At 69.6% G+C, this 20,602-nt stretch carries 10 protein-coding genes; 6 read left to right on the top strand and 4 right to left on the bottom strand.

What is annotated here, in order from left to right; all coding sequences use genetic code 11:
• Positions 1–125: 125 nt before the first annotated feature.
• The 3 genes from CXB49_RS07990 (at position 126) to CXB49_RS07980 (ending at position 10,747) form a co-directional block, all read left to right on the top strand.
• Complete coding sequence (locus tag CXB49_RS07990; RefSeq protein ID WP_101707896.1) at positions 126–8,573, top strand: non-ribosomal peptide synthetase; 8,448 nt, start codon at positions 126–128, stop codon at positions 8,571–8,573.
• 70 nt (positions 8,574–8,643) lie between these two features.
• Complete coding sequence (locus CXB49_RS07985) at positions 8,644–9,963, top strand: MFS transporter (RefSeq protein ID WP_158300674.1); 1,320 nt, start codon at positions 8,644–8,646, stop codon at positions 9,961–9,963.
• Positions 9,964–9,967: 4 nt separating this feature from the next.
• A complete protein-coding gene (locus CXB49_RS07980; protein ID WP_101707894.1) occupies positions 9,968–10,747 on the top strand; it encodes a thioesterase II family protein in 780 nt (259 codons plus the stop codon).
• A gap of 60 nt (positions 10,748–10,807) precedes the next feature.
• On the opposite strand, the gene CXB49_RS07975 is transcribed toward CXB49_RS07980, so the two are convergent.
• On the bottom strand, positions 10,808–12,337 hold the full coding sequence (locus CXB49_RS07975) for a thioredoxin family protein (RefSeq protein ID WP_101707893.1): 1,530 nt from the start codon (positions 12,335–12,337) through the stop codon (positions 10,808–10,810).
• 596 nt (positions 12,338–12,933) lie between these two features.
• Here CXB49_RS07975 and CXB49_RS07970 point away from each other — a divergent pair.
• On the top strand, positions 12,934–14,136 hold the full coding sequence (locus CXB49_RS07970) for an aerolysin family beta-barrel pore-forming toxin (protein ID WP_158300673.1): 1,203 nt from the start codon (positions 12,934–12,936) through the stop codon (positions 14,134–14,136).
• Between the two features lie 72 nt (positions 14,137–14,208).
• Here CXB49_RS07970 and CXB49_RS07965 read toward each other — a convergent pair whose 3' ends face one another.
• Complete coding sequence (locus tag CXB49_RS07965; protein WP_101707891.1) at positions 14,209–14,625, bottom strand: OsmC family protein; 417 nt, start codon at positions 14,623–14,625, stop codon at positions 14,209–14,211.
• 117 nt (positions 14,626–14,742) lie between these two features.
• On the opposite strand from CXB49_RS07965, the gene tsaD reads away from it, so the two are divergent.
• Positions 14,743–15,768 carry a tRNA (adenosine(37)-N6)-threonylcarbamoyltransferase complex transferase subunit TsaD gene (gene tsaD, locus CXB49_RS07960; RefSeq protein WP_101707890.1) on the top strand — a complete coding sequence of 342 codons (1,026 nt, stop codon included), beginning with the start codon at positions 14,743–14,745 and terminating at the stop codon, positions 15,766–15,768.
• Between the two features lie 45 nt (positions 15,769–15,813).
• Complete coding sequence (locus CXB49_RS07955; RefSeq protein WP_101707889.1) at positions 15,814–17,709, top strand: ATP-binding cassette domain-containing protein; 1,896 nt, start codon at positions 15,814–15,816, stop codon at positions 17,707–17,709.
• Between the two features lie 29 nt (positions 17,710–17,738).
• Here the strand turns inward: CXB49_RS07955 and CXB49_RS07950 are convergent, their stop codons facing one another.
• Both CXB49_RS07950 and CXB49_RS07945 read right to left on the bottom strand, forming a co-directional pair.
• On the bottom strand, positions 17,739–19,190 hold the full coding sequence (locus tag CXB49_RS07950) for a TolC family protein (protein ID WP_199406804.1): 1,452 nt from the start codon (positions 19,188–19,190) through the stop codon (positions 17,739–17,741).
• The gene (locus CXB49_RS07945; protein ID WP_101707888.1) at positions 19,180–20,601 is read right to left on the bottom strand and encodes an HlyD family type I secretion periplasmic adaptor subunit; all 1,422 of its coding nucleotides are present in this window, start codon (positions 20,599–20,601) and stop codon (positions 19,180–19,182) included. Before CXB49_RS07945 ends, CXB49_RS07950 begins: the two co-directional genes overlap by 11 nt.
• Position 20,602: the final 1 nt, after the last annotated feature.

Below are 20,602 nucleotides of genomic sequence, written 5' to 3'. Positions count from 1 at the left end.
AAAGCCTGACAAAGAATATACCGCACAAATTAATCTTTTTCAGCACAGACAAAAATATTCAAAATCGGCAACACGGCCACGCCAATATGGCCGACGCGTCAAATCACCATTGAAAGCCACAGAAAATGAGCGCTAGCGACTGGAACGACAACGATTTGGATCTACTCGATCATCTGCTGGAGCAGGAACTGGACGCCCCGCCTCCCGCCGCCGACGGCGGGCGCATCGCCAACAGCGGCGCCGTCTCCGGCCCGCTGTCCTTCCAGCAGCAGCGGCTGTGGTTCCTGCACGAATTCACCGCCGGCGCCGCCGCCTACAATATCTGCTCCGCCTTCCGCCTGAGCGGCGACATGCAGCTGGCGGCGCTGGGCCGGGCTTTCGACTGCGTGGTCGCGCGCCACGCCTCGCTGCGCACCGCCATCCGCAATGTGAACGGCGAGCCGGAGCAGACCGCGCTGCCGCCCGGCCCGGCGGCCATCGAACACCTGGACTGGTCGGACCTGGCGCCGGACGACGCCGCCGCGCGGCTGGAAGCGTTGGCCCGCCGCGAAAGCGCCCACTGCTTCGATCTGTCCGCCGGCCGGCCACTGCGCATCGCGCTGGCGCGGCTCTCGGCCGACGAGCACGCCGTGGTGCTGACGCTGCACCACATCGTCGGCGACGCCTGGTCGCTGGCGGTGCTGATGGGCGAAGTCGCCCATGCCTACGCCGAACTGAGCCGCGGCCGCGAACCGGCGCTGCCCGAGCTGCCGATACAGTATCTGGACTACGCGCGCTGGCAACGCGAATCGGGCCAGCAGCTGCGCTGGGACGCCGACCTCGCCTATTGGAAAAACCAGCTCGCCGGCCTGCCGGTGCTGGAGCTGCCAACCGACAAGCCGCGTCCGCCGGTGCAGACCTTCGACGGCGCCACCGTCGGCTTCGAGATAGACGCCGCCAGCGCCGACAGGCTGCGCCGGCTGGCCTCGGCCGAGCGCACCACGCTGTTCTGCCTGCTGCTGTCGGCCTTCCAGGCGCTGCTGGCCCGCCACGCCCGCCAGGACGACCTGGCCATCGGCACCTCGCTGGCCGGCCGCGAACAGGTGGAGACCGAGCCGCTGATCGGCTTCTTCGCCAATATGCTGGTGATCCGCGCCGAGATCGGCGCCGACGACAGTTTCCGCGACCTCGTCCGCCGGCAGTCGGAAACGATACGCGACGCCGTCGAGCACGCGTCGCTGCCGTACGACCGCCTGGTCAACGCGCTGGAGCTGGAGGCGCGCGATCCTAGCCGCAACCCGCTGTTCCAGGTGGCCTTCACCTTGCTGAACATCCCGGCCGCGCCGCCGTCTCTCGACGGGCTGCGGCTGACGCCGGTGCTGAGCCAGGAAGCCGCCCGCTTCGACCTCGAACTGTTCATGCGCGAAACCGACGACGGCCTGTCCGGCGCCTTCAGCTACAACACCGCCTTGTTCGAGCGCGCGTCGGTGGAGCGGATGGCCGAACAACTGGCGATATTACTGGACGGCGCCGGCCGCGCGCCCAACGCGCCGCTGGCCGCGCTGCCGCTGATGACGGCCGAACAGACCGCCGCCTTGCTGGCGCTGCCCAGGCAGCCGGCCCCCGCCGACTGCGAGCCGGTGCACCGCGCCTTCGCGCGGCTGGCCGCCGAGCAGCCCGACGCCGTCGCGCTGCGCTGCGAAGGCCTGACCCTGTCTTACGGCGAGCTGGACCGCCTGGCCGACCATGCCGCGCGGCGGCTGGTCGCCGCCGGCGTCCGGCCCGGCGAGCCGGTGGGCCTGTGGCTGACGCCGTCGTTCGAGATGCTGGTCGGCGTGCTGGCCGTGCTGAAGGCCGGCGCCGGCTATGTGCCGATGGATCCGGCCTATCCGGCCGACCGCATACGCTACATCCTGGACGACAGCGGCGCGCGGGCGGTGCTCTCCACCGCGGCGCTGGCGCCGACGCTGCCGCCGTTCTCCGGCGCGACGCTGACGCTGGACGGCGGCGACGCGGCGCCGGCGGCCGAGCTGCCGGCGCATGACGCGCCGGACGGCCTGGCTTACATCATCTACACCTCCGGCTCCACCGGCCGCCCTAAGGGCGTCGCCGTCAGCCACCGCAACGCCGCGCGGCTGTTCGCCGCCAGCGCCGGCCTGTTCGACTTCGGACCGCGCGACGTGTGGACGCTGTTCCACTCCTACGCCTTCGACTTCTCGGTCTGGGAAATCTGGGGCGCGCTGGCCCACGGCGGCGCGCTGCTGATCGTGCCGCCGCTGCTGGCCCGCTCGTCCGACGCCTTCTACCAGCTCTTGTGCGACGAAAAGGTGACGGTGCTGAACCAGACGCCGTCGGCCTTCCGCCAGCTGATGGCGGCCGAGGAGCTGAATCCGCGCGAAGGCGACCTGGCGCTGCGCTATGTGGTGTTCGGCGGCGAGGCGCTGGACCTGAGCAGCCTGGAGACCTGGCTGGACCGCCATGGCGACGACTACCCGCGATTGATCAATATGTACGGCATCACCGAAACCACCGTCCACGTCACCTTCCGCCGCATCGGCCTGGCCGAGGTCAAGCGCAAGCTGGGCAGCGTGATAGGCGCGGCGCTGCCCGATCTGTGCATACGGCTGCTGGACCCGCTGCGACAGCCGGTGCCGCCCGGCATGGTCGGCGAAATCTACGTCGGCGGCGCCGGCGTCGCACTGGGCTATGTCAATCAGCCCGAACTGACGGCGCAGCGCTTCATCGCCGACCCGCATCTGGATAGCGGCCTCGGCTTCTACCGCAGCGGCGACCTGGCCCGCGTCACCCCGCGCGGCGACCTGGAATACCGCGGCCGGGCCGACCAGCAGGTCAAGCTGCGCGGCTTCCGCATCGAGACCGCCGAGATACAGGCGCTGCTCAGCGAACATCCCGCCGTCGCCGAGGCCGCCGTCGTGGTGCGCGGCGAAGGCGAGCAGGCGCGGCTGGTCGCCTATGTCGCCAAGCGCCCCGGCCTCGACGGGGCCGATCAGGCCGGCGGCTGGCTGCCGGCCTTCGACATGATCTACGAGGACGCGGCGGCCGACGACGCCGAGCTCGACCTGGTCGGCTGGACCGATTCCTACGACAACGCGCCGATTCCGGCCGCCCACATGCGGCGCTGGCGCGACGAGATCCTGGCCCGCATCCGCGCGCTGCGGCCGCGGCGCGTGCTGGAGATCGGCAGCGGCAGCGGCATGCTGCTGCTGGCCATCGCGCCCGAGACCGAGCATTACCACGGCCTGGACTTCTCCGAGCGCGCGCTGGAACGGCTGGGGCGCACCGTCGCGGCCCGCGGCCTGGAACGCGTTTCGCTGGAGCGGCGCGAGGCCCGCGATCTCGACGGTCTGCCGACCGACTTCGACACCGTGATCGTCAACTCTGTCGCGCAATACTTCCCGGACGCCGACTATTTCCTGGCCGTGGTCGAGCAGGCGCTGGCGCGGCTCGCCCCCGGCGGCCGGCTGCTGCTGGGCGATCTGCGCCACCTCGGCCTGTTGCGCCACTTCCAGGCCAGCCGCCTGCTGCACCGGCTGCCCGGCGTCGCCGAGCCCACGCGCGCCGGGCTGCGCCGCGAGCTGGACGCGCTGATCGCCGAGGAAAAGGAGCTGCTGGTCAACCCGGCGCTGTTCCGCCGGCTGGCGCTGCGCCGCGGCGACATCGGCGCCGTCGACATCCGCCTGAAGGAGGACGGCGGCGACTGCGAGCTGACCACCTACCGCTACGACGTGGTGCTGACCAAGGGCCAGGCCCGCGCCGCCGCCGCCGTCCCGCCGGACACCGCGCCCCCGCCGCGTCCGCTGGCGGCGCCCGGCCTGTGGACCGGGCTGGCCAACCGCCGCGCCGCCGCGGTCGAGCGCTTCCTCGCCTGGCTGGACCGCGACGAGGCCGGCGACGCCAGCGCCGCCGCCCAACCGTGGCTCGCCGGCGCGACGCACGATGCCGCCGAGCCGGCCGAGCTGCTGGCCGAGGCCCGCGCCGCAAGCCTCGCGGCCCGGATCAGCTGGAGCGAGAACGCCGCCGACGGCCGCTTCGACCTGGCGCTGGCCGACGCCGAGACGGCGCTGCCGACGCTGACTCTGGAACGGCTGGCCGACGACGGCGGCGAGCTCGCCGATTGCTTCAACACGCCGGCGCAGAGCCAGCCCCGCGACACGCTGGGGCCCGAGCTGCGCCGCCACCTGGCGACCAGGCTGCCGGAATACATGCTGCCGGCCGCCTTCGTGCTGCTGGACAAACTGCCGCTGAACAACAGCGGCAAGCTGGACGCGCGCGCGCTGCCCGAACCCAGCCAGGCCGAACGGCGCGGCGGCGGCGCCGGCTCCCCGCCGCAGACCCGCGCCGAGCGCGAAGTGGCCCGGATCTGGGGCGAGGTGCTCGGCGCCGCCGCTCTCGCCCGCGAACAGAACTTCTTCGAGGCCGGCGGCCACTCGCTGCTGGCCACCCAGGTGATGTCGCGGCTGCGCGCCGACTTCGGCGTCGAGCTGCCGCTGCGCACGCTGTTCGAGCACCCGACGGTGGCCGAATTCGCCGCCGCGCTGGCCGAACGGGCCGATCTGGAAGACCAGCCGGCGGCGGCGCCGGAACGCCGCATCCCGCTGGCCGACCGCGGCCAGCCGCTGCCGTCGTCGTTCGCCCAACAGCGCTTCTGGTTCCTGGAGCGGCTGGACCAGAGCGGCGTCGGCGTCTACAACATCGCCCAGGGCCTGCGGCTGCGCGGCCGCCTGGACCGGCATGCGCTGCGCGCCGCGCTGGCCGGCGTGGTGCGCCGCCACGAATCGCTGCGCACCCGTTTCGCGCTGCGCGGCGGCGAGCTGCGGCAGATCGTCGAGGCCGGCGACGGCCCGGGGCTGCCGGAGATGACGTTGAACGTCGAGGCCGGCGACAGCGTGGACGCGGCGCTGGCCCGCGCCGCGGAGGCCTTCGCCCGGCCGAAGTTCGATCTGGAGGCCGCCCCGCCGCTGCGCTTCGCGCTGCTGGACATCGGCCCGGACGACGCCGCGCTGCTGATCGCGATGCACCACTCGCTGTCCGACGGCTGGTCCTTCGGCGTGCTGGTGCGGGAGTTCGGCGAGCTGTACGCCGCCGCCGTCGAAGGCCGGCAAGCCAGCCTGCCGGCGCTGGCGATACAGTACGGCGACTTCGCCCAGTGGCAGCGGCAGACGCTGGCCGGCGAGCGCTTCGACACGCTGCTGCGGCGCTGGCAGACGCGCCTGGCCGGCGCCCCGGCCGCGCTGGACCTGCTGGGCGACAAGCCGCGCCGCGGCGGCGCCGGTCCGCGCCGCGGGCGCATCATGCGCTTCAGCCTGGACCGCGGCGAAACCGCCAGCCTGCGCCGGCTGGCCGATCGCGCCGGCGGCACGCTGTTCATGGTGCTGCTGGCCGGCTACGCCGCGCTGCTGTCGCGCTACAGCGGCCAGCGGGAGCTGGTAGTCGGCAGCCCGATCGCCAACCGCAACCACGTCGACCTGGAAGGCCTGATAGGCTGCTTCGTCAACACGCTGGCGCTGCGCGTCTGCGTTGACGGCGAACCGAACGCGCTGCAACTGCTGGCACGGGTGCGCGATACGGTGCTGGAAGCCTACGAATTGCAGGACATGCCGTTCGAAACCGTAGTCGACTCGCTGAAGCTCGAACGCTCTCTGTCGCGCAATCCGCTGTTCCAGACCATGCTGGTGCTGCAGAACGCGCCGCTGGACGCGCTGCGGCTGCCGGAACTGGCGCTGGAAGCGCTGTCCAGCGACGACACCTCGCCGCGCTTCGACCTGACGCTGACGCTGCACGAGCGCGACGGCGGCCTGCAGGCGATGCTGGAATACGATCTGGACCTGTTCGAGCCGGCCGGCGCCGAACGGCTGGCCGCTCGGTTGAAGCGGCTGCTGCTGGGCATGGCTGCCCGGCCGGAATCGCCGCTGCCGCGGCTGGACCTGCTGGACGCAGAAGAACGCCGCCTGCTGGTCGACGGCTGGAACGACGCCGGCGAAGCGCCGGCGCCGGCGACGCTGCTGCCCTTGATCGAAAGCCGCGCCGCGGCGACGCCGGACGCGGCGGCCGTCGGCGACGACGGACAAAGCCTGAGCTACGCCGAGCTGAACCGCCGCGCCAACCGGCTGGCGCGCCGATTGGTCGCGCTGGGTGTCGGCCCCGAGGACATCGTCGCCGTCGCGCTACCGCGCTTGGCCGAGACGGTGGTGGCCCTACTGGCGGCGCTGAAGGCCGGCGCCGCCTATCTGCCGCTGGACCTGGACTACCCGCCGGCCCGCCTCGCCTACATGCTGGCCGACGCCGAGCCGCGCTGCGTGCTCAGCCATGCCGGCGTCGAATTGCCGCCGGGCGTCGTCAGACTGGATCTGGACGACGCGGCGCTGCGCGAGGAACTGGCCGCGCTGCCGGACGGCGACCTCGCCGACGCCGAACGCGTCTGCCCGCTGCGGCCGAACCATCCCGCCTATGTGATCTACACCTCGGGCTCCACCGGCCAGCCCAAGGGCGTGCTGATCCAGCACGACAATCTTCACGCGTCGACCACCGCCCGGCTGGCCTTCTACCCGGCCGAGCTGTCGCGGCCGGGCACAGCCTTCCTGCTGCTGCCGTCGTTCGCCTTCGACAGCTCGGTGGCGCTGCTGTTCTGGTCGCTGGCCTGCGGCGGGCGGCTGATCGTCAGCCGCGCCGGCGGCCAGCTGGAGCCGGGCTATCTGGCCGGCCTTGTCGAGCGCGAGCGGGCCGAGGTCTGGCTCAGCGTGCCGTCGCTGTACCGCGCGGTGGCCCAGTCCCAGCCTGCCGGCTGGGGCGCGTCGCTGCGCGCCGTGCTGTTCGGCGGCGAGGCGGTGTCGCCGCGCGACCTGGTCGCCGGCACGCCGCGGCGCTTCTTCAACGAATACGGCCCGACCGAGGCCGCGGTCTGGAGCACGGCGACCGAGCTCGCCGTCGGCGACGGCCGGAACATAGACATAGGCCGCGCCATCCCCGGCTACCGGGTCTACATCGTCGACGAAGCGGGCCAGCCGGCTCCGATCGGCCTCGCCGGCGAGCTCTGCATCGCCGGCCCCGGCGTCGCGCGCGGCTATCTGCGCCGGCCGCGGCTCAGCGCCGAACGCTTCGTCGGCAGCCCCTTCCGCGACGGCGAGCGGATGTACCGCAGCGGCGACCGCGCGCGCCGGCTACCGGACGGCCGCATCGAATACCTGGGCCGCGACGACGGCCAGCTGAAGCTGCGCGGCTTCCGCATCGAGCTCGGCGAGATCGAGGCGGCGCTGGCCGAACAGCCCGGCGTCGCCGCGGCCGCGGTGGCGCTGCGCGAGGACGCGCCCGGCGCGGCGCGGCTGGTCGGCTATCTGGTGCCGTCGGCCGGCGAGCCGGCCGTGGCCGAGCTGCGCCGCGCGCTGGCCGAGCGGCTGCCGGAATACATGGTGCCGACCGCCTGGGTGACGCTGAGCGCGCTGCCGTCGACGCCGAACGGCAAGCTGGACCGCGGCGCATTGCCGGCGCCCGAGCCGGCCGCCCGCGCCTACCGCGCGCCGCGCGACGCGCTGGAGGAAAAGCTGGCGGCGCTGCTCGCCGAGACGCTGGGCCTCGCGCGCATCGGCCTGGACGACGGCTTCTTCGACATGGGCGGCCACTCGCTGCTGACGCTGCAACTGCTGTCCCGCATCCAGACCGAGCTGGGCGCGACGCTGCCGCTGGCCGCGCTGTTCACCGCCGGCACCGTCGCCGGACTGGCGCCCTTGGTGGCCGCCGGCCAGACCGACGCCGCGCCGGCGGTGCTGGTGCCGCTCCGGCCGGACGGCGCCGACCTGACGCTGCTGCTGGTTCACGACGGTTCCGGCCAGATCATCGGCTACCGGCAACTGGCGGAGACGCTGCCGGCGCGCTGGCGCGTCTATGGCCTGCAGGCGGCCGGGCTTGACCCGTCGGTCGCGGCCGACGAGACGGTGGCGGCGATGGCGGAACGCTACGCCGACGCGGTGCTGGCGGCCGGCCTGCCGGGCCCGCTGGTCGTCGCCGGCCACTCCTTCGGCGCCGCCGTCGCCGCCGAATTGGCGCGCCGGCTGCACCAGGCCGGCGCCGACGTCAGGCTGCTGGCCGCGCTGGACGGCGCCCCGGCCCCCGACGCCGCCTTCCTGCAAAACCTGCCCAGGGACGAGGCCGGGCTGATGCGCTATATGGCGCGCACCGTCGAAATCGCCACCGGCAAGCCCATCGCCGTCGCCGAGGCCGAATTGGCGTCCCTCGACCGCGCCGGCCGCTTCGCGCTGCTGGCCGAACGGGTGCTGGCCTCCGGCCTGTTCCCGCAGGGGCTGAGTCCGCGCCGGATCGAGGCGATGTTCGACGTCTACCGCGCCAATCTCACCAGCCTGCGCAGCCATGCGCCGCGGCCGGTGCCGTGCCCGGTCGGCGTCTGGACCGCCTCGGCCCAGACCGGACGTGAAGACCTCGCGGCCGACCTCGGCTGGTCCGGCTACGCCGCCGGCCCGGTGCGGGTGTTCCAGGCCGCCGGCGGGCACAGCGACATGCTGCGCGAACCGCATGTCGCCAGCCTGGCCGACAGCCTGGCGCGCGCCGTGTCCGCCGTGTGACGAGCCCGCCGTTCCGCGGCCCGACGGCCGCGGAACGGCGCCTTGCGATCCAACCATTGAATCGATACCGATGCAGACTACCGAATCCGCCCTCCCGCCCAAGCGGCCCGCGCTATGGCGCGACCGCCGCTTCCTCTGGCTCTGCGCCGCCTGGTTCTGCTCGATACTGGGGCAGCAGACGGCGCTGATCGCGCTGCCCTGGCTGGTGCTGCAACTGGGCGGCGACGGCCTGGCCCTGGGCCTGATCGTCACCGCGATGGAGCTGCCGCGCGCCGTCTTCATCATCGTCGGCGGCGCCGTCGCCGACCGCCACTCGCCGCGCCGGGTATTCCAGTGCTCGCTGCTGTGCTGCGCCGCGCTGCTCGCGGCTCTCGGCCTCGCCACCCATGGCGGCGGCCTGCCGCTGGCGCTGCTGTATCCGTTCGCCGCGGCCATGGGCGTCATCGCCGCCTTCACCGGTCCGTCCGCCGCCGCGCTGCTGCCCAACACCGTGCCGGAGGCGCAGCTGCAGCAGGCCAACTCCTGCTTCATGGCCGTCAACCAGCTGACGCTGCTGGCCGGGCCGGCGCTGGCCGGCGCGCTGATCGCGATGCCCGGCGTCCGCGCCGGCGACGGCCTCGGCCTGGCCTTCCTGCTCGGCGCCGCCTGCTTCCTGGCCGGCAGCCTGCTGTTGACCCGGCTGCCGGTCAGCCGGCCCGCCGACGCCCCGCCCCGCCAGTCCGCCGCCGGCATCCTGCGCGCGATAGGCCGCGGCGCCGCCTGGACCTGGGGCGACGCCACGCTGCGCGCGCTGTTCTTCTACTGGGCGGTGATCGCCTTCCTGACCGCCGGCCCGATCCAGATCGGGCTGCCGCTACTGGTCAGGGACGCGTTGCGGCTGGACGCCGGCCATTTCGGCACGCTGCTGTCGTCCCAGGCCGCCGGCAGCCTGCTGGGCATGGCCCTGCTCGCCGCGCTGCCGGCCAGGGCGCTGGGCAGGCTGGGCTGGATGGTGTTCTGCGTCGACGGCCTGATGGGCGCGTTGATCATAGGCCTGGGACTGTCCGGCGACTTCGTCGCCAGCTCGGCGATGATGTGCCTGATCGGCCTGCTGGGCGGCCTGGTCCAGGTCAGGCTGATGGCCTGGATACAGTCGCGCATCCCGTCGGACATGCGCGGCCGCGTGATGAGCTTCCTGATGTTCATGATGGCGGCGGTGACGCCGCTGTCGACCACCCTGGCCGGGCTGATCCTGGCGTCGGCGCCGGTGCGCGGCCTGTACGCCGGCGCCGGCCTGGCGTTGATGGCCATCGCCGTGCTCGCGCTGTCCAGCGCGCGGCTGCGCGGCATAGGCGCGCCGGAGAAGACCGGCGACGTCCGCCCCGTCCATTCCCTTCAAACCGGAGATTGAAGCGATGCACCACCCCTCCCCCTGGATTCTGCGCCACGGCGGCGGCCCCCGTCCCCGGCTGCGGCTGTACTGCTTCCCGTATGCCGGCGGCCACGCCGGGATCTACACCCCCTGGCAGGGCAAGCTGCATCCGGACGTCGAAATCTGCGCGGTGCAGCTGCCGGGCCGCGGCGCCCGCTTCCGCGACCCCGGCTTCAAATCGCTGCCGCCGCTGATCGAGGAGCTGGCCCGCGAGTTGCCGCTGGACGGCGCCGTCCCCTTCGCCTTCTTCGGCCACAGCATGGGCAGCCTGATCGCCTTCGAGCTGGCGCGCCGGCTGCAGACGCTGGGACGGCCGCTGCCCCGGCGGCTGTTCGTGTCCGGCTGCGACGCCCCCCAGCACCGCCAAGCGCCGCGCGGCCTGCACCAACTGGACGACGCCGGCTTCATCGAGGCGCTGCGCGACTACCAGGGCACGCCGGCGGAAATTCTGGCCAATCGGGAATTGATGGAATTGCTGCTGCCGTCGCTGCGCGACGACTTCCAGCTGGTCGAAAGCTATCGCTACCATCCCGGCGCGCCGCTGACGATGCCGACCACCGTGCTGGCCGGGCGCGACGACCGCCAGCGGCTGCCGGAACAGACCGAGGGCTGGCAGCGGGAAACGACGGGCCCGTCCCGCGTCCACTGGTTCGACGGCGGCCATTTCTTCATCGCCAGCGCCCGCGAAGCGGTGCTGGCCCGCGTCAACGCCGAGCTGGCCGAGCTGCTGCCGGCCGCCCCCCGCCCGGTCGCGCTGCTCTGAGTTCGCGAAAAAGCCCGCCGGCGAAACCGGCGGGCCCTGTCCGACGATGGCAAAAGCCGCTCAGGAGCGGATGGTGCTGACCAGCTTGTCGCACACCGGCTTCTGGGCGTCGCCGGACGGCAGCTTGCCGCAGACGCCGTCCAGCTGGCCGGCCAGCCGGCCGATGGCGGCGGCATGCGCGCCGTCCTGGTTCCAGGCTTTCAGACGGGCGGCCACCTTCTCCAGCGAGCGGCGGCTGCGCTCGTAGAAGGCGCTGTCCGACTTGGCCGCGTCGGCGAACACCGCGCTGGCGGCCGCCTCGACGCGGGCCGCGTCCTGCGGCGCCAATTCCACCGCGCCGCCGACGTAGCTGGCGCCCCATTGCAAGCGCGTCGCCTGCCCTTCGGCCGCCTGGTAGGCCTTCTGGTACCAGTCCAGCGCCGCCGCCTTGTCGCCGCGCGCCTTGGCGTTGGAGGCCAGGATCAACATGTGATAGTACGGCGCGTGCGAAGTCTTCAGCTCGCCCTGCAACAGCTTGTCCGACTCGTCCAGCAGGCCGGCGTCGGCCAGCAGCTCGCCGGCGGCGGTGATCACCGCCTGGCGCTGGTAGGGATTGACGCTGGCCTGATCCGCCGCCGCCGCCTTCGCGCGGATGTCGGCCAGCAGCGGGACCGGCAGCGGCTGGTCGGCGTGGCGCTGCTTGTACAGATCGAGCGCGGCCGACTCGGCGCCCAGGCGGTCGCTCCAGGCCAGCGTGTCGTCGTTGGCCAGCTTCGCCAGCTGACGGTCGAAGGCCGCCGACAGCCCGCCGCCGTCGCCGAGCAGCTTCAGGATGTCGCCGGCGGCGTAGATCACGATGTCGGCGTTGGCGCGGCTCAAGCCGTCGTCGGCCAGCAGCTGCAGCAGGCGCGCGCGCGCCGGGTCGCGGTCGAAGGCCGGCGGCTGCTTCTCGCCGGCCAGCGCGGCCAGCGCCTTCAATTGCAGCCGGGTCGCGGTCGCCTGCTGCTCGGCCGGCACCCGCTGCGCCAGGCGGACCAGCGTCGCCGTCACCTGGTCGGCTTCGATGATCTGACCCTGATCCACGTCCCAGGCGTAGTCGGCCAGCAGCTGCCAGTCGCCGGCCGCCAGAGGCTTGCCGGCCAGCGCGTCGGCCAGCAAGGCCTTCACCGGCTTCACCGCGGCCAGGCCCAGCTGCAGCGTGCGCAGATAACGCTGCGGATCGACCTCGCCCGGCAGGCGGGTGATCTCGGCCCCGTCCGGACGGAACAATATCATCGTCGGGTAGCCGCGCACCTTGAACTTCTCGCCCAGCTGCTGGGCGTTGTCGCTGTCGCCGTCCAGATACACCGGCACGAACTGGCGGGTCGCGGCGATGAAGTCCGGGCGGTTGAAGATGGTCGCCTTGACCTGATTGCACGGCGGGCACCACACCGCGCCCCAGTACAGGAAGACCGGCTTGTTCTCGGCGCGGGCGCGGGCGAAGGCGGCCGGCACGTCGCCCTGCTGCCAGGCGATACCGGGCGGCAGCGCGTGGCCGCCGACGGCGTCGGCATGCGCCAGCGGCATCAGGCCGGCCAGCGCCAGGGTCAGTGCCAATAAGGTTTGTTTCATGTCTGGGCCTCTCTCTCCAATGGCTATGCCGACATGCTAACCCACCCAAGCCAAGTGCATAAAGCTGGATTGGCGATTAGCTTATCGACCGCCTGCGCAAGCGCGCGCGGCCGGTCTGCGCGGCGCCGGGTGTGGCATGCGCGGCACCTGTTCTAAAGATCAGGATTTGCTGCATTGCAATATGCGAAATGCCTATCAACTCGGCTCGGCAGTTGCCAATCCCGGCCGCGCCACGCATGGAATCATGATATAAGCATTTTTACTTATTATTTATTTTGCTGCGCAATATGTAAATGAAGTTCGCTGCATATTTACAACTGCGGCCTGGGACCATATTGCGATCCGACTGTGCCGATCATTAGGATTCTTCATGCGAAGCAAAGTTTTAATCTGCTTGGCGACAACGTAAAAACCGGCCTATCCGATTGGCAGATCGGATAACCGGCACTTGCATCGATTGATCTTAATTACGCAGGGAATAAAGCATGAAGTTTATAAAAACCACGCTTTCCACCTCGGTACTTTTCCTTGCTTGCCAAACGCAAGCATGGGCCGCGGATACCGTCCCGCAATTCAGTGATGTGGTGTACACGGAGATGTCCGCCGACAATGAGGCCACCATCCGGAAAATCCTCACCTCGGATGCTTTTTTCAAACCATGGGCCTCGCTGGCCCATTATCTCGGCTATGGCTGGGTCGGCGGCAATACCAATAACAATACCGCCGTGGGCAGCGAATTCGAATACCGGCGCATCGACACCATGCTCGATAACCTGTCCATGCCCGACAACAAATACCGCTACATGATGAACGCCAAATACGATCCCAAGGGGCCGGGCGGTTATTGGGCCGACAAGCGTTTCCGCATGGCCTTTTCCAATATCCAGTGGATGATGGAACCGGACGACATGAAGCTGGGCGCGCCGGAGCTGTACAACAAGAAGCCGCTGAAAGTGGTGACCGTGGTGCTGGAAAATCACAGCGACCAGTCCGACACCGGCGTGGCCAATCTGAAATACGACTCCACGGTCAGCTGGTCCAAGGCCGACAAGATCGCCGTCAGCGGCAAGGTGACGATGACCAATAAGTGGACCGGCGGCCTGCCCTTGATCGGCGGGGCCGAAACGTCGGTGGCCGTCGAAATCGCCTCCGGCGCCGACTGGACGACGACCAACGGCACCAGCAACACGACCTCGCAGACGGCGGAATACCGGGCGGTGCTGCCGGCCAAGAGCAAGCGGCTGATCACGCTGACGCTGTTCGAGCAGAAGGCCAACATCCCCTACTCCTCTAAGATGTTCCTGACTTACGAGGCGGAGCTGTACAACTTCCTGCGCTACAGCGACAACGCGCTGAACGGCCATCCGTCCGATCGGCCGTTCTACCTGTCCAAGTTCGGCGGCAAGGACGGCCTGAACGGCGCGCAGGATCTGCTGTCGCAATACCTGAATCCGGCGACGTCGAAATGGGACTGGCCGTGGGCGACCAACCAATACCCGCGCAGCACCATCGAGTACCACATCGGCTCCATCGCCAAACGGAAGTTCAAGCAGCAATTCACCGGCGTGTTCAGCGCGGTGGATTCCACCGCCTACGCGATCAACGCCGGACCGGTGGAGCCGCTGGGCTCGCAGGCGCAGGCAGCCCGCTCGGCCAGCCTGGGCGCGGCGGCCTCCGGCGGCATCCAGTACCGCGTGGTCGGCGGGGATCTGCAGGACGTGCCGGGCAAGTTGAAGAACCTGCGCTTCAGCGTCGGCAAGCCGCAGGCCGCGCCGTCCTCCGCGTCGCCGCTCCGGTGACATCCTGTCTTAGCCGGCCATCGCCCGGCCATTGACGTGCCGCGCCCGGATAGCCGTCCGGGCGCGACGTCCTCAGTCCTCGCGCAGTTCGAAATCGTGCATGATGTCTGCGGTCTTGCCCAGCATGATGGACGCCGAACAGTATTTCTCAGCCGACAGCTTGATCGCCCGCTCCACCGCGTCCGGCTTCAAATCGCGCCCGGTCACGACGAAATGGAAATGGATGCGGGTGAACACCTTGGGATCGACGTCGGCGCGGTCGGCCTCGATTTCCACCCAACAGTCGCGCACGTCCTGGCGGGACTTTTTCAGGATGTTGATCACGTCGTAGCTGGTGCAGCCGGCGGTGCCCAGCAGCACCAGTTCCATCGGCCGCGGCCCCAGATTGCGGCCGCCGCCCTCGGGCGCGCCGTCCATCACCACCGCGTGGCCGCTGCCGGTCTCGCCGATGAAACACACGCCGTCCACCCATTTCAGCCTCGCCTGCATCGTTCCGTCCCCTCGTTTTGATCAAAAAACTTCATCAGCCTAACACTGCCGATTTGGGCGGACAAAGATTCACCGGTAGAATAGAAAGATTGTCCCGTTATATTCCGAGCTGCACCCATGCTGGTACTTGGCATTGAATCCTCCTGCGACGAAACCGGCGTCGCTTTGTACGACACCGAACGCGGCCTGCTGGCCCATCAGCTGCATACTCAGATGGCGATGCACGCCGAGTACGGCGGCGTGGTCCCCGAGCTGGCCAGCCGCGACCACATCCGCCGCGCCATCCCGCTGACCGAGGCCTGCCTGCGCGAGGCCGGCAAGCGCCTGGCCGATCTGGACGCCATCGCCTACACCCAGGGCCCCGGCCTCGGCGGCGCGCTGATGGTAGGCGCCAGCATGGCCAACGCGCTGGCCTTCGGCCTCGGCATCCCGGTCATCCCGGTCCATCACCTGGAAGGCCATCTGCTGTCTCCGCTGCTGGCCGATCCGAAACCTGAATTCCCCTTCCTGGCGCTGCTGGTTTCCGGCGGCCACACCCAGTTGATGGCGGTGCGCGGCGTCGGCGACTACCAGATCCTCGGCGAGACGGTCGACGACGCCGCCGGCGAGGCCTTCGACAAGACCGCCAAATTGCTGGGCCTGCCCTATCCCGGCGGCCCGCTGCTGTCCCGTCTGGCCGAATCCGGCAGTCCGGACCGCTTCACGCTGCCGCGCCCGATGCTGCACTCCGGCAATCTGGACATGAGCTTCTCCGGCCTGAAAACCGCGGTGCTGACGCTGGTGCGCCAGCAGGAGTCCGCCCAGGGCGAGCTGGACGAAGAGACGCGGATGGACATCTGCCGCGCCTTCCAGGAGGCCATCGTCGAGGTGCTGGTCAGAAAATCGCTGGCGGCGATGAAGCAGGCCGGCATGAAGCGGCTGGTGGTAGCCGGCGGCGTCGGCGCCAACAAGCAGCTGCGCGCCGCGCTCGACGAGGCAGCCGCCCGCAAGCGTTTCGAGGTGTTCTATCCGCCGTTGGCGCTGTGCACCGACAACGGCGCGATGATCGCCTTCGCCGGCGCGATGCGCCTCAAATACGCCGAGCCGGCCGGCGGCTTCACCATCAAGCCGCGCTGGGACCTGTCCAGCCTACCGGCGGTATAAACGAATCCACGCCGCCGGCCCCGGGCCGCGCGGCTGAAAAACGACATGATCCAACTGAAGAACCTGAACCTGCGCCGCGGCCTGAAAGAACTGCTGGTCGGCGCCAATCTGACGCTGAACCCCGGTTACAAGGCCGGCCTGACCGGCGCCAACGGCGTCGGCAAGTCCAGCCTGTTCGCGATGCTGCTCGGCGAATTGCACGCCGACGGCGGCGACATGCTGCTGCCGCCGAACTGGACCGTCGCCCACGTCGCGCAGGAGACGCCGGCGCTGGAGCGCAGCGCGCTCGACTACGTGCTGGACGGCGACAAGGAATTGCGCGCGCTGGAAGCCCGGCTAGCCGACGCCGAAGACAAGCACGACGGCAACGCCATCGGCCATCTGCACGGCGAGCTGGCCCATATCGACGCCTACTCCGCCCCGGCCCGCGCCGGCAAGCTGTTGACCGGCCTGGGCTTCGACGAGGCCGGCCAACGCCGTCCGGTGGCCAGCTTCTCCGGCGGCTGGCGGATGCGGCTGAACCTGGCGCAGGCGCTGATGTGCCGCTCCGACCTGCTGCTGCTGGACGAGCCGACCAACCACCTGGACCTGGAAACGGTGCTGTGGCTGGAGGACTGGCTGAAGGCCTATCCGGGCACGCTGCTGGTGATTTCGCACGACCGCGACTTCCTGGACGCCATCTGCAGCCACACCGTCGAGGTCGCCAGTCAGACGCTGACGCTGTACACCGGCAACTACAGCCAGTTCGAAGTGATGCGCGCCGAGAAGCTGGCGCGCCAACAGGGCGAATTCGAGAAGCAGCAACGCCAGATCGCCCACCTGGAATCGTTCATCACCCGCTTCAAGGCCAAGGCCAGCAAGGCGCGCCAGGCGCAGAGCCGGGTCAAGGCGCTGGAGAAGCTGGAGCGCATCGCCCCGGCCCACTCCGCCTCGCCGTTCGACTTCCATTTCGACAGCCCCGAACACCTGCCCAATCCGCTGTTGAAGCTGGACAAGGCCGACGCCGGCTATGGCGACAAGACCATATTGTCCGGCATCAGCCTGTCGGTGGAGGCCGGCGCGCGCATCGGCCTGTTGGGCGTCAACGGCGCCGGCAAGTCGACGCTGGTCAAACTGCTGTCCGGCGACCTCGCGCCGCTGACCGGCGAGCGCGTCAACGCGCAGATGCTGAAGATAGGCTATTTCGCCCAGCACACGCTGGAAACGCTGCGGCCGGACGAATCGCCGATGCAGCACATGCAAAGGCTGGCGCCGACGACACGCGAGCTGGAGCTCAGGAGCTTTCTCGGCGGCTTCAACTTCCGCGGCGACGCCGCCACCGATCCGGTCGGCCCGATGTCCGGCGGCGAGAAAGCGCGCCTCGCGCTGGCGATGATAGTCTGGCAAAAGCCCAACCTCCTGCTGCTGGACGAGCCGACCAACCACCTGGACCTGGAAATGCGCCACGCGCTGACGCTGGCGCTGCAAGACTTCAGCGGCGCGCTGATCGTGGTCTCGCACGACCGCAGCCTGCTGGAATCCACCACCGACGTGTTCTGGCTGGTCAGCGGCGGCAAGGTGCAACCGTTCGACGGCGATCTGGAAGACTACCGCCAGTGGCGCCTGGCCCAGCTGGCCGAAGCCGGCAAGCCGTCCGACGGCGACGCCCAGGGCGTCAACCGCAAGGAGCAGAAACGCCAGGAAGCCGAGGCCCGCCAGCAACTGGCCAAGCAACGCAAGCCGCTGCAGAACCGCCTGTCCAAGCTGGAACAGGAAATGGACAAGTTGAACGAGGAGAAGGCGCGGCTGGACACCTTCCTGTCCTCGTCCGAGGCCTACGACGACGCCAACCGCCAGAAGCTGGCCGACAGCGTCAGGCGCCAGGGCGAGGTGGCCGGCCGGCTGGGCCTCGTCGAAGAAGAATGGATGGACGTGCAGGAGCAGCTGGAGGCGCTGGAGTAGGCCCGGCAGCGGACGGATCGGGCCGCTCATCATTTCAATCCCGGCGGCACCCCGGTGTCTCCCATTTCCAGACGCCCCAGCCTGGAGGCGAGCTGCAGCTTCGCGTCATGCCAGTCGGCAAGCGTCTGCACCCGCCTCTGCCTGGCCGTCGCAAGCGCCGTCTGCGTATTGAGCAGCTCCAGGATATTGCCGACGCCGGCCTGGTATCTGCGCTCGGCGGCATCGAACGAGCGGCGCGCGATCTGCAGCATCGTCGCGCTATGGGCCGCGTTCTGCGTGGCCGAGCGCAGGGCCTGATAGCTGGTCCAGACATCGAGCGCGACCTGCTGCCCCACCCTGTCCACCTCGGCCCGCTGGCGCTCCACCTCGGCCTCGGCTTGCAGTATCTGATAATGCCGGCCCCACCCCTCGAAGATCGGAATCGTCACCTGTATGCCGATATAGGCGTCGTGCCCCGTCGCGGGATAGGTCGGAATGCCCAGCCCCAGGCTGGCAGGCTGGTTGTTCCGGCTGTATTTCCCGACCAGGCTCACGCTAGGCAGACCCTCCGCCCTGGTTTGCTCCGCCTTGGCCAGTGCGGCCTCCAACTGGGCCTGCGCCGCCAGCACGCTGGGATGGGCGCGTTTGACATCGTCGATCAACTGCGCGATCGACTCGTTGAAGGCCTTGTCCGGCGCGTCGCCATCGCCTGCCGCCGGGACGGACACGGCCAGATCGGGATCGAAGCCGATCTCGGACGCCAGCGTCCCCAGCGCCGCCTGCGCATCGCCTTCCGCCTTCGTCAGATTGAAAACGGCCTGCTCATGCTGGGTTTCGGCCTGCAAGGCGTCGGTGATGGGAGCGGCCCCCTGATCGACTCTAGCCTGGGCCGCCGCCATGCTATCGCCCGCCACCCGCTCGATGTCGCGCGCAGCCTCCAGCGCGCCCCTGGCCGCCTGCGCCGCGTAATAGTCCTTTGAGACCGCCGAAAACTCCGCCTGCAGCGTCGCATCCTGAGTCGCGCGGGCCGCCGCGAACAAGGCCGAAGCGTTTTTGAGCGCTGCCGCGCGACTGCCGAAATCGAACAGCACCCAGCTCAATGACAGGCTCTCCGAACGCACGGAGGCCGCCGTATTCGAACTCAGCGCCGGATGGTCGGTGACATTGCTGACGGAATTGTCGCGCACATCCTGCCAACTGCCGGAAAGCGTCGGCAGATATGCCGCGCGCGCCGCGCCAAGCGCCGCAGCCTGCGCTTTGACATCCGCCCATGCCTCCCGCGTCTTAGGATTGTGGCATAGCGCCCGTTCAACGGCCTCGCCCAGCGTCAGCGGGCCGCGCAAGGCGCCGAAGGCGCATGATTGCCCGTCGGGAATGAGATTGCCGCCCGGACCGGCGGAGACGCCCTGCTGCGAAAACAAGGGATCAAAAGCGAGAGCGGGAGGCGCGTAGCAAAACATCGCCAACAAGCCCGCGCGCGCGGCCGCCTGCTTAGCGTTCACGCATACTCTCCTGAGCGCCCTCGATCAGCGGTCCCAGTATGTATTGCGCGACGCTCTGCCTGCCGGTCTTGATTTCGGCGCTAACCGCCATGCCCGGAGTCAGCGCGATCCATTGACGGTCTATCCGCATCCGATTGGTTTTCAGGCGTATGGTGGCGACGAATGCCAAGCCCATCTTCCTGTCCTGAACCGCGTCATTGGCGAGGCTGACCACCTCCCCCTCCAGCATGCCGTATCTCGAGAATGGAAACGCCTCTAGCTTGACGGCGGCCCGCTGGCCGACTTTGACGAAGCCGACATCCTTGTTTTCCACGGTGGCCTCGACTTCCAGCGCATCGTCCGGCACGATCTCCATCAATGACTGCGCCGTCGTGACCACGCCGCCAAGCGTGTGCACCGACAGCTGCTGCACGGTCCCGGCGACAGGCGCGGTCAGGCTCAGCAGCGACTCCCGGGTTTTCGCCTTGGCCTCGTCGTTGCGGCTCTGAGCCAACTGCTCGCTGGCCCTCTCCAATTCGTCCAATTGCTGGCGGTCAAACTGCGAGGCCGCCGCTCCGATCTCGGCGCGCTGCTCGGCAATACCCGCCGCCAGCTCCCTGGCATGGCTGCGTTGCGCGCCGAGTTCGTGCTCCTTGTCCAATGCCGCCTGCTCCTTGTCCAGATAATCGTTCTGCGCGACGTATTTTCCCGCCGCCAGCGATTTGAAGGCATTCGCCTGCGCGCGGGCCAGCGGTGCGATAGCCGTCAACTTGGCGATTTCCTGCCGCGTGCTGCCAAGCTCGGCCTCCCTCTTGGCAAGCTCAGCTCGGGCCGCCGCGAGCTTGTCCTGGAATTCGCGATACGCGCCTTCGGCTAGCCGCTGCGCCTCCTGCTGCCGCCCCTGCGGCGCGCCGTCGACAAGCGCCACCCTGGGCTGCCCATTGGCGCGTTGTGCATTGATCAGCGCCTGCGCGCGCGCAGCCGCCAGCGCCGCATCCAAGCGAGCGGATTTCGCCTTGTCCGAGTCGGCCTCGGCTTGGGCCGTATCCAGCTTCATCAGCAATGCGCCGGCGGAAACGCGCTGCCCGTCGCGCACGGCAATGGCCCGCACCACGCCGCTCATCGCAGGCTGGATGACCTTGACCCTGGCATCCGGCACCAGCTTGCCCTTGGCCGTCGCCACGATATCGAGCTGGGCAAACAACGCCACAGCCAGCGCGATGGCCGCGAGCGCGACAATCATCCTGGCGGTCCAGCGCGGCGCCGGGTGGATCGGCGTCTCAAGCAATTCGAGGTGGGCGGCCTGGAACGCCAATTCGTATTCGAGCTTCTCCGGCGCGTCCAACTGGGCGCGGACGGCCCAGCCGGCACGCCACACGGCCGCATAGCGGCGAACCAAATCGCCGAGGGCCTGAAAGCGGAGTGATTTCATG

Source organism: Chromobacterium sp. ATCC 53434, assembly GCF_002848345.1.
GTDB lineage: Bacteria > Pseudomonadota > Gammaproteobacteria > Burkholderiales > Chromobacteriaceae > Chromobacterium.
This window is presented reverse-complemented; position numbering and strand designations above follow the sequence as displayed.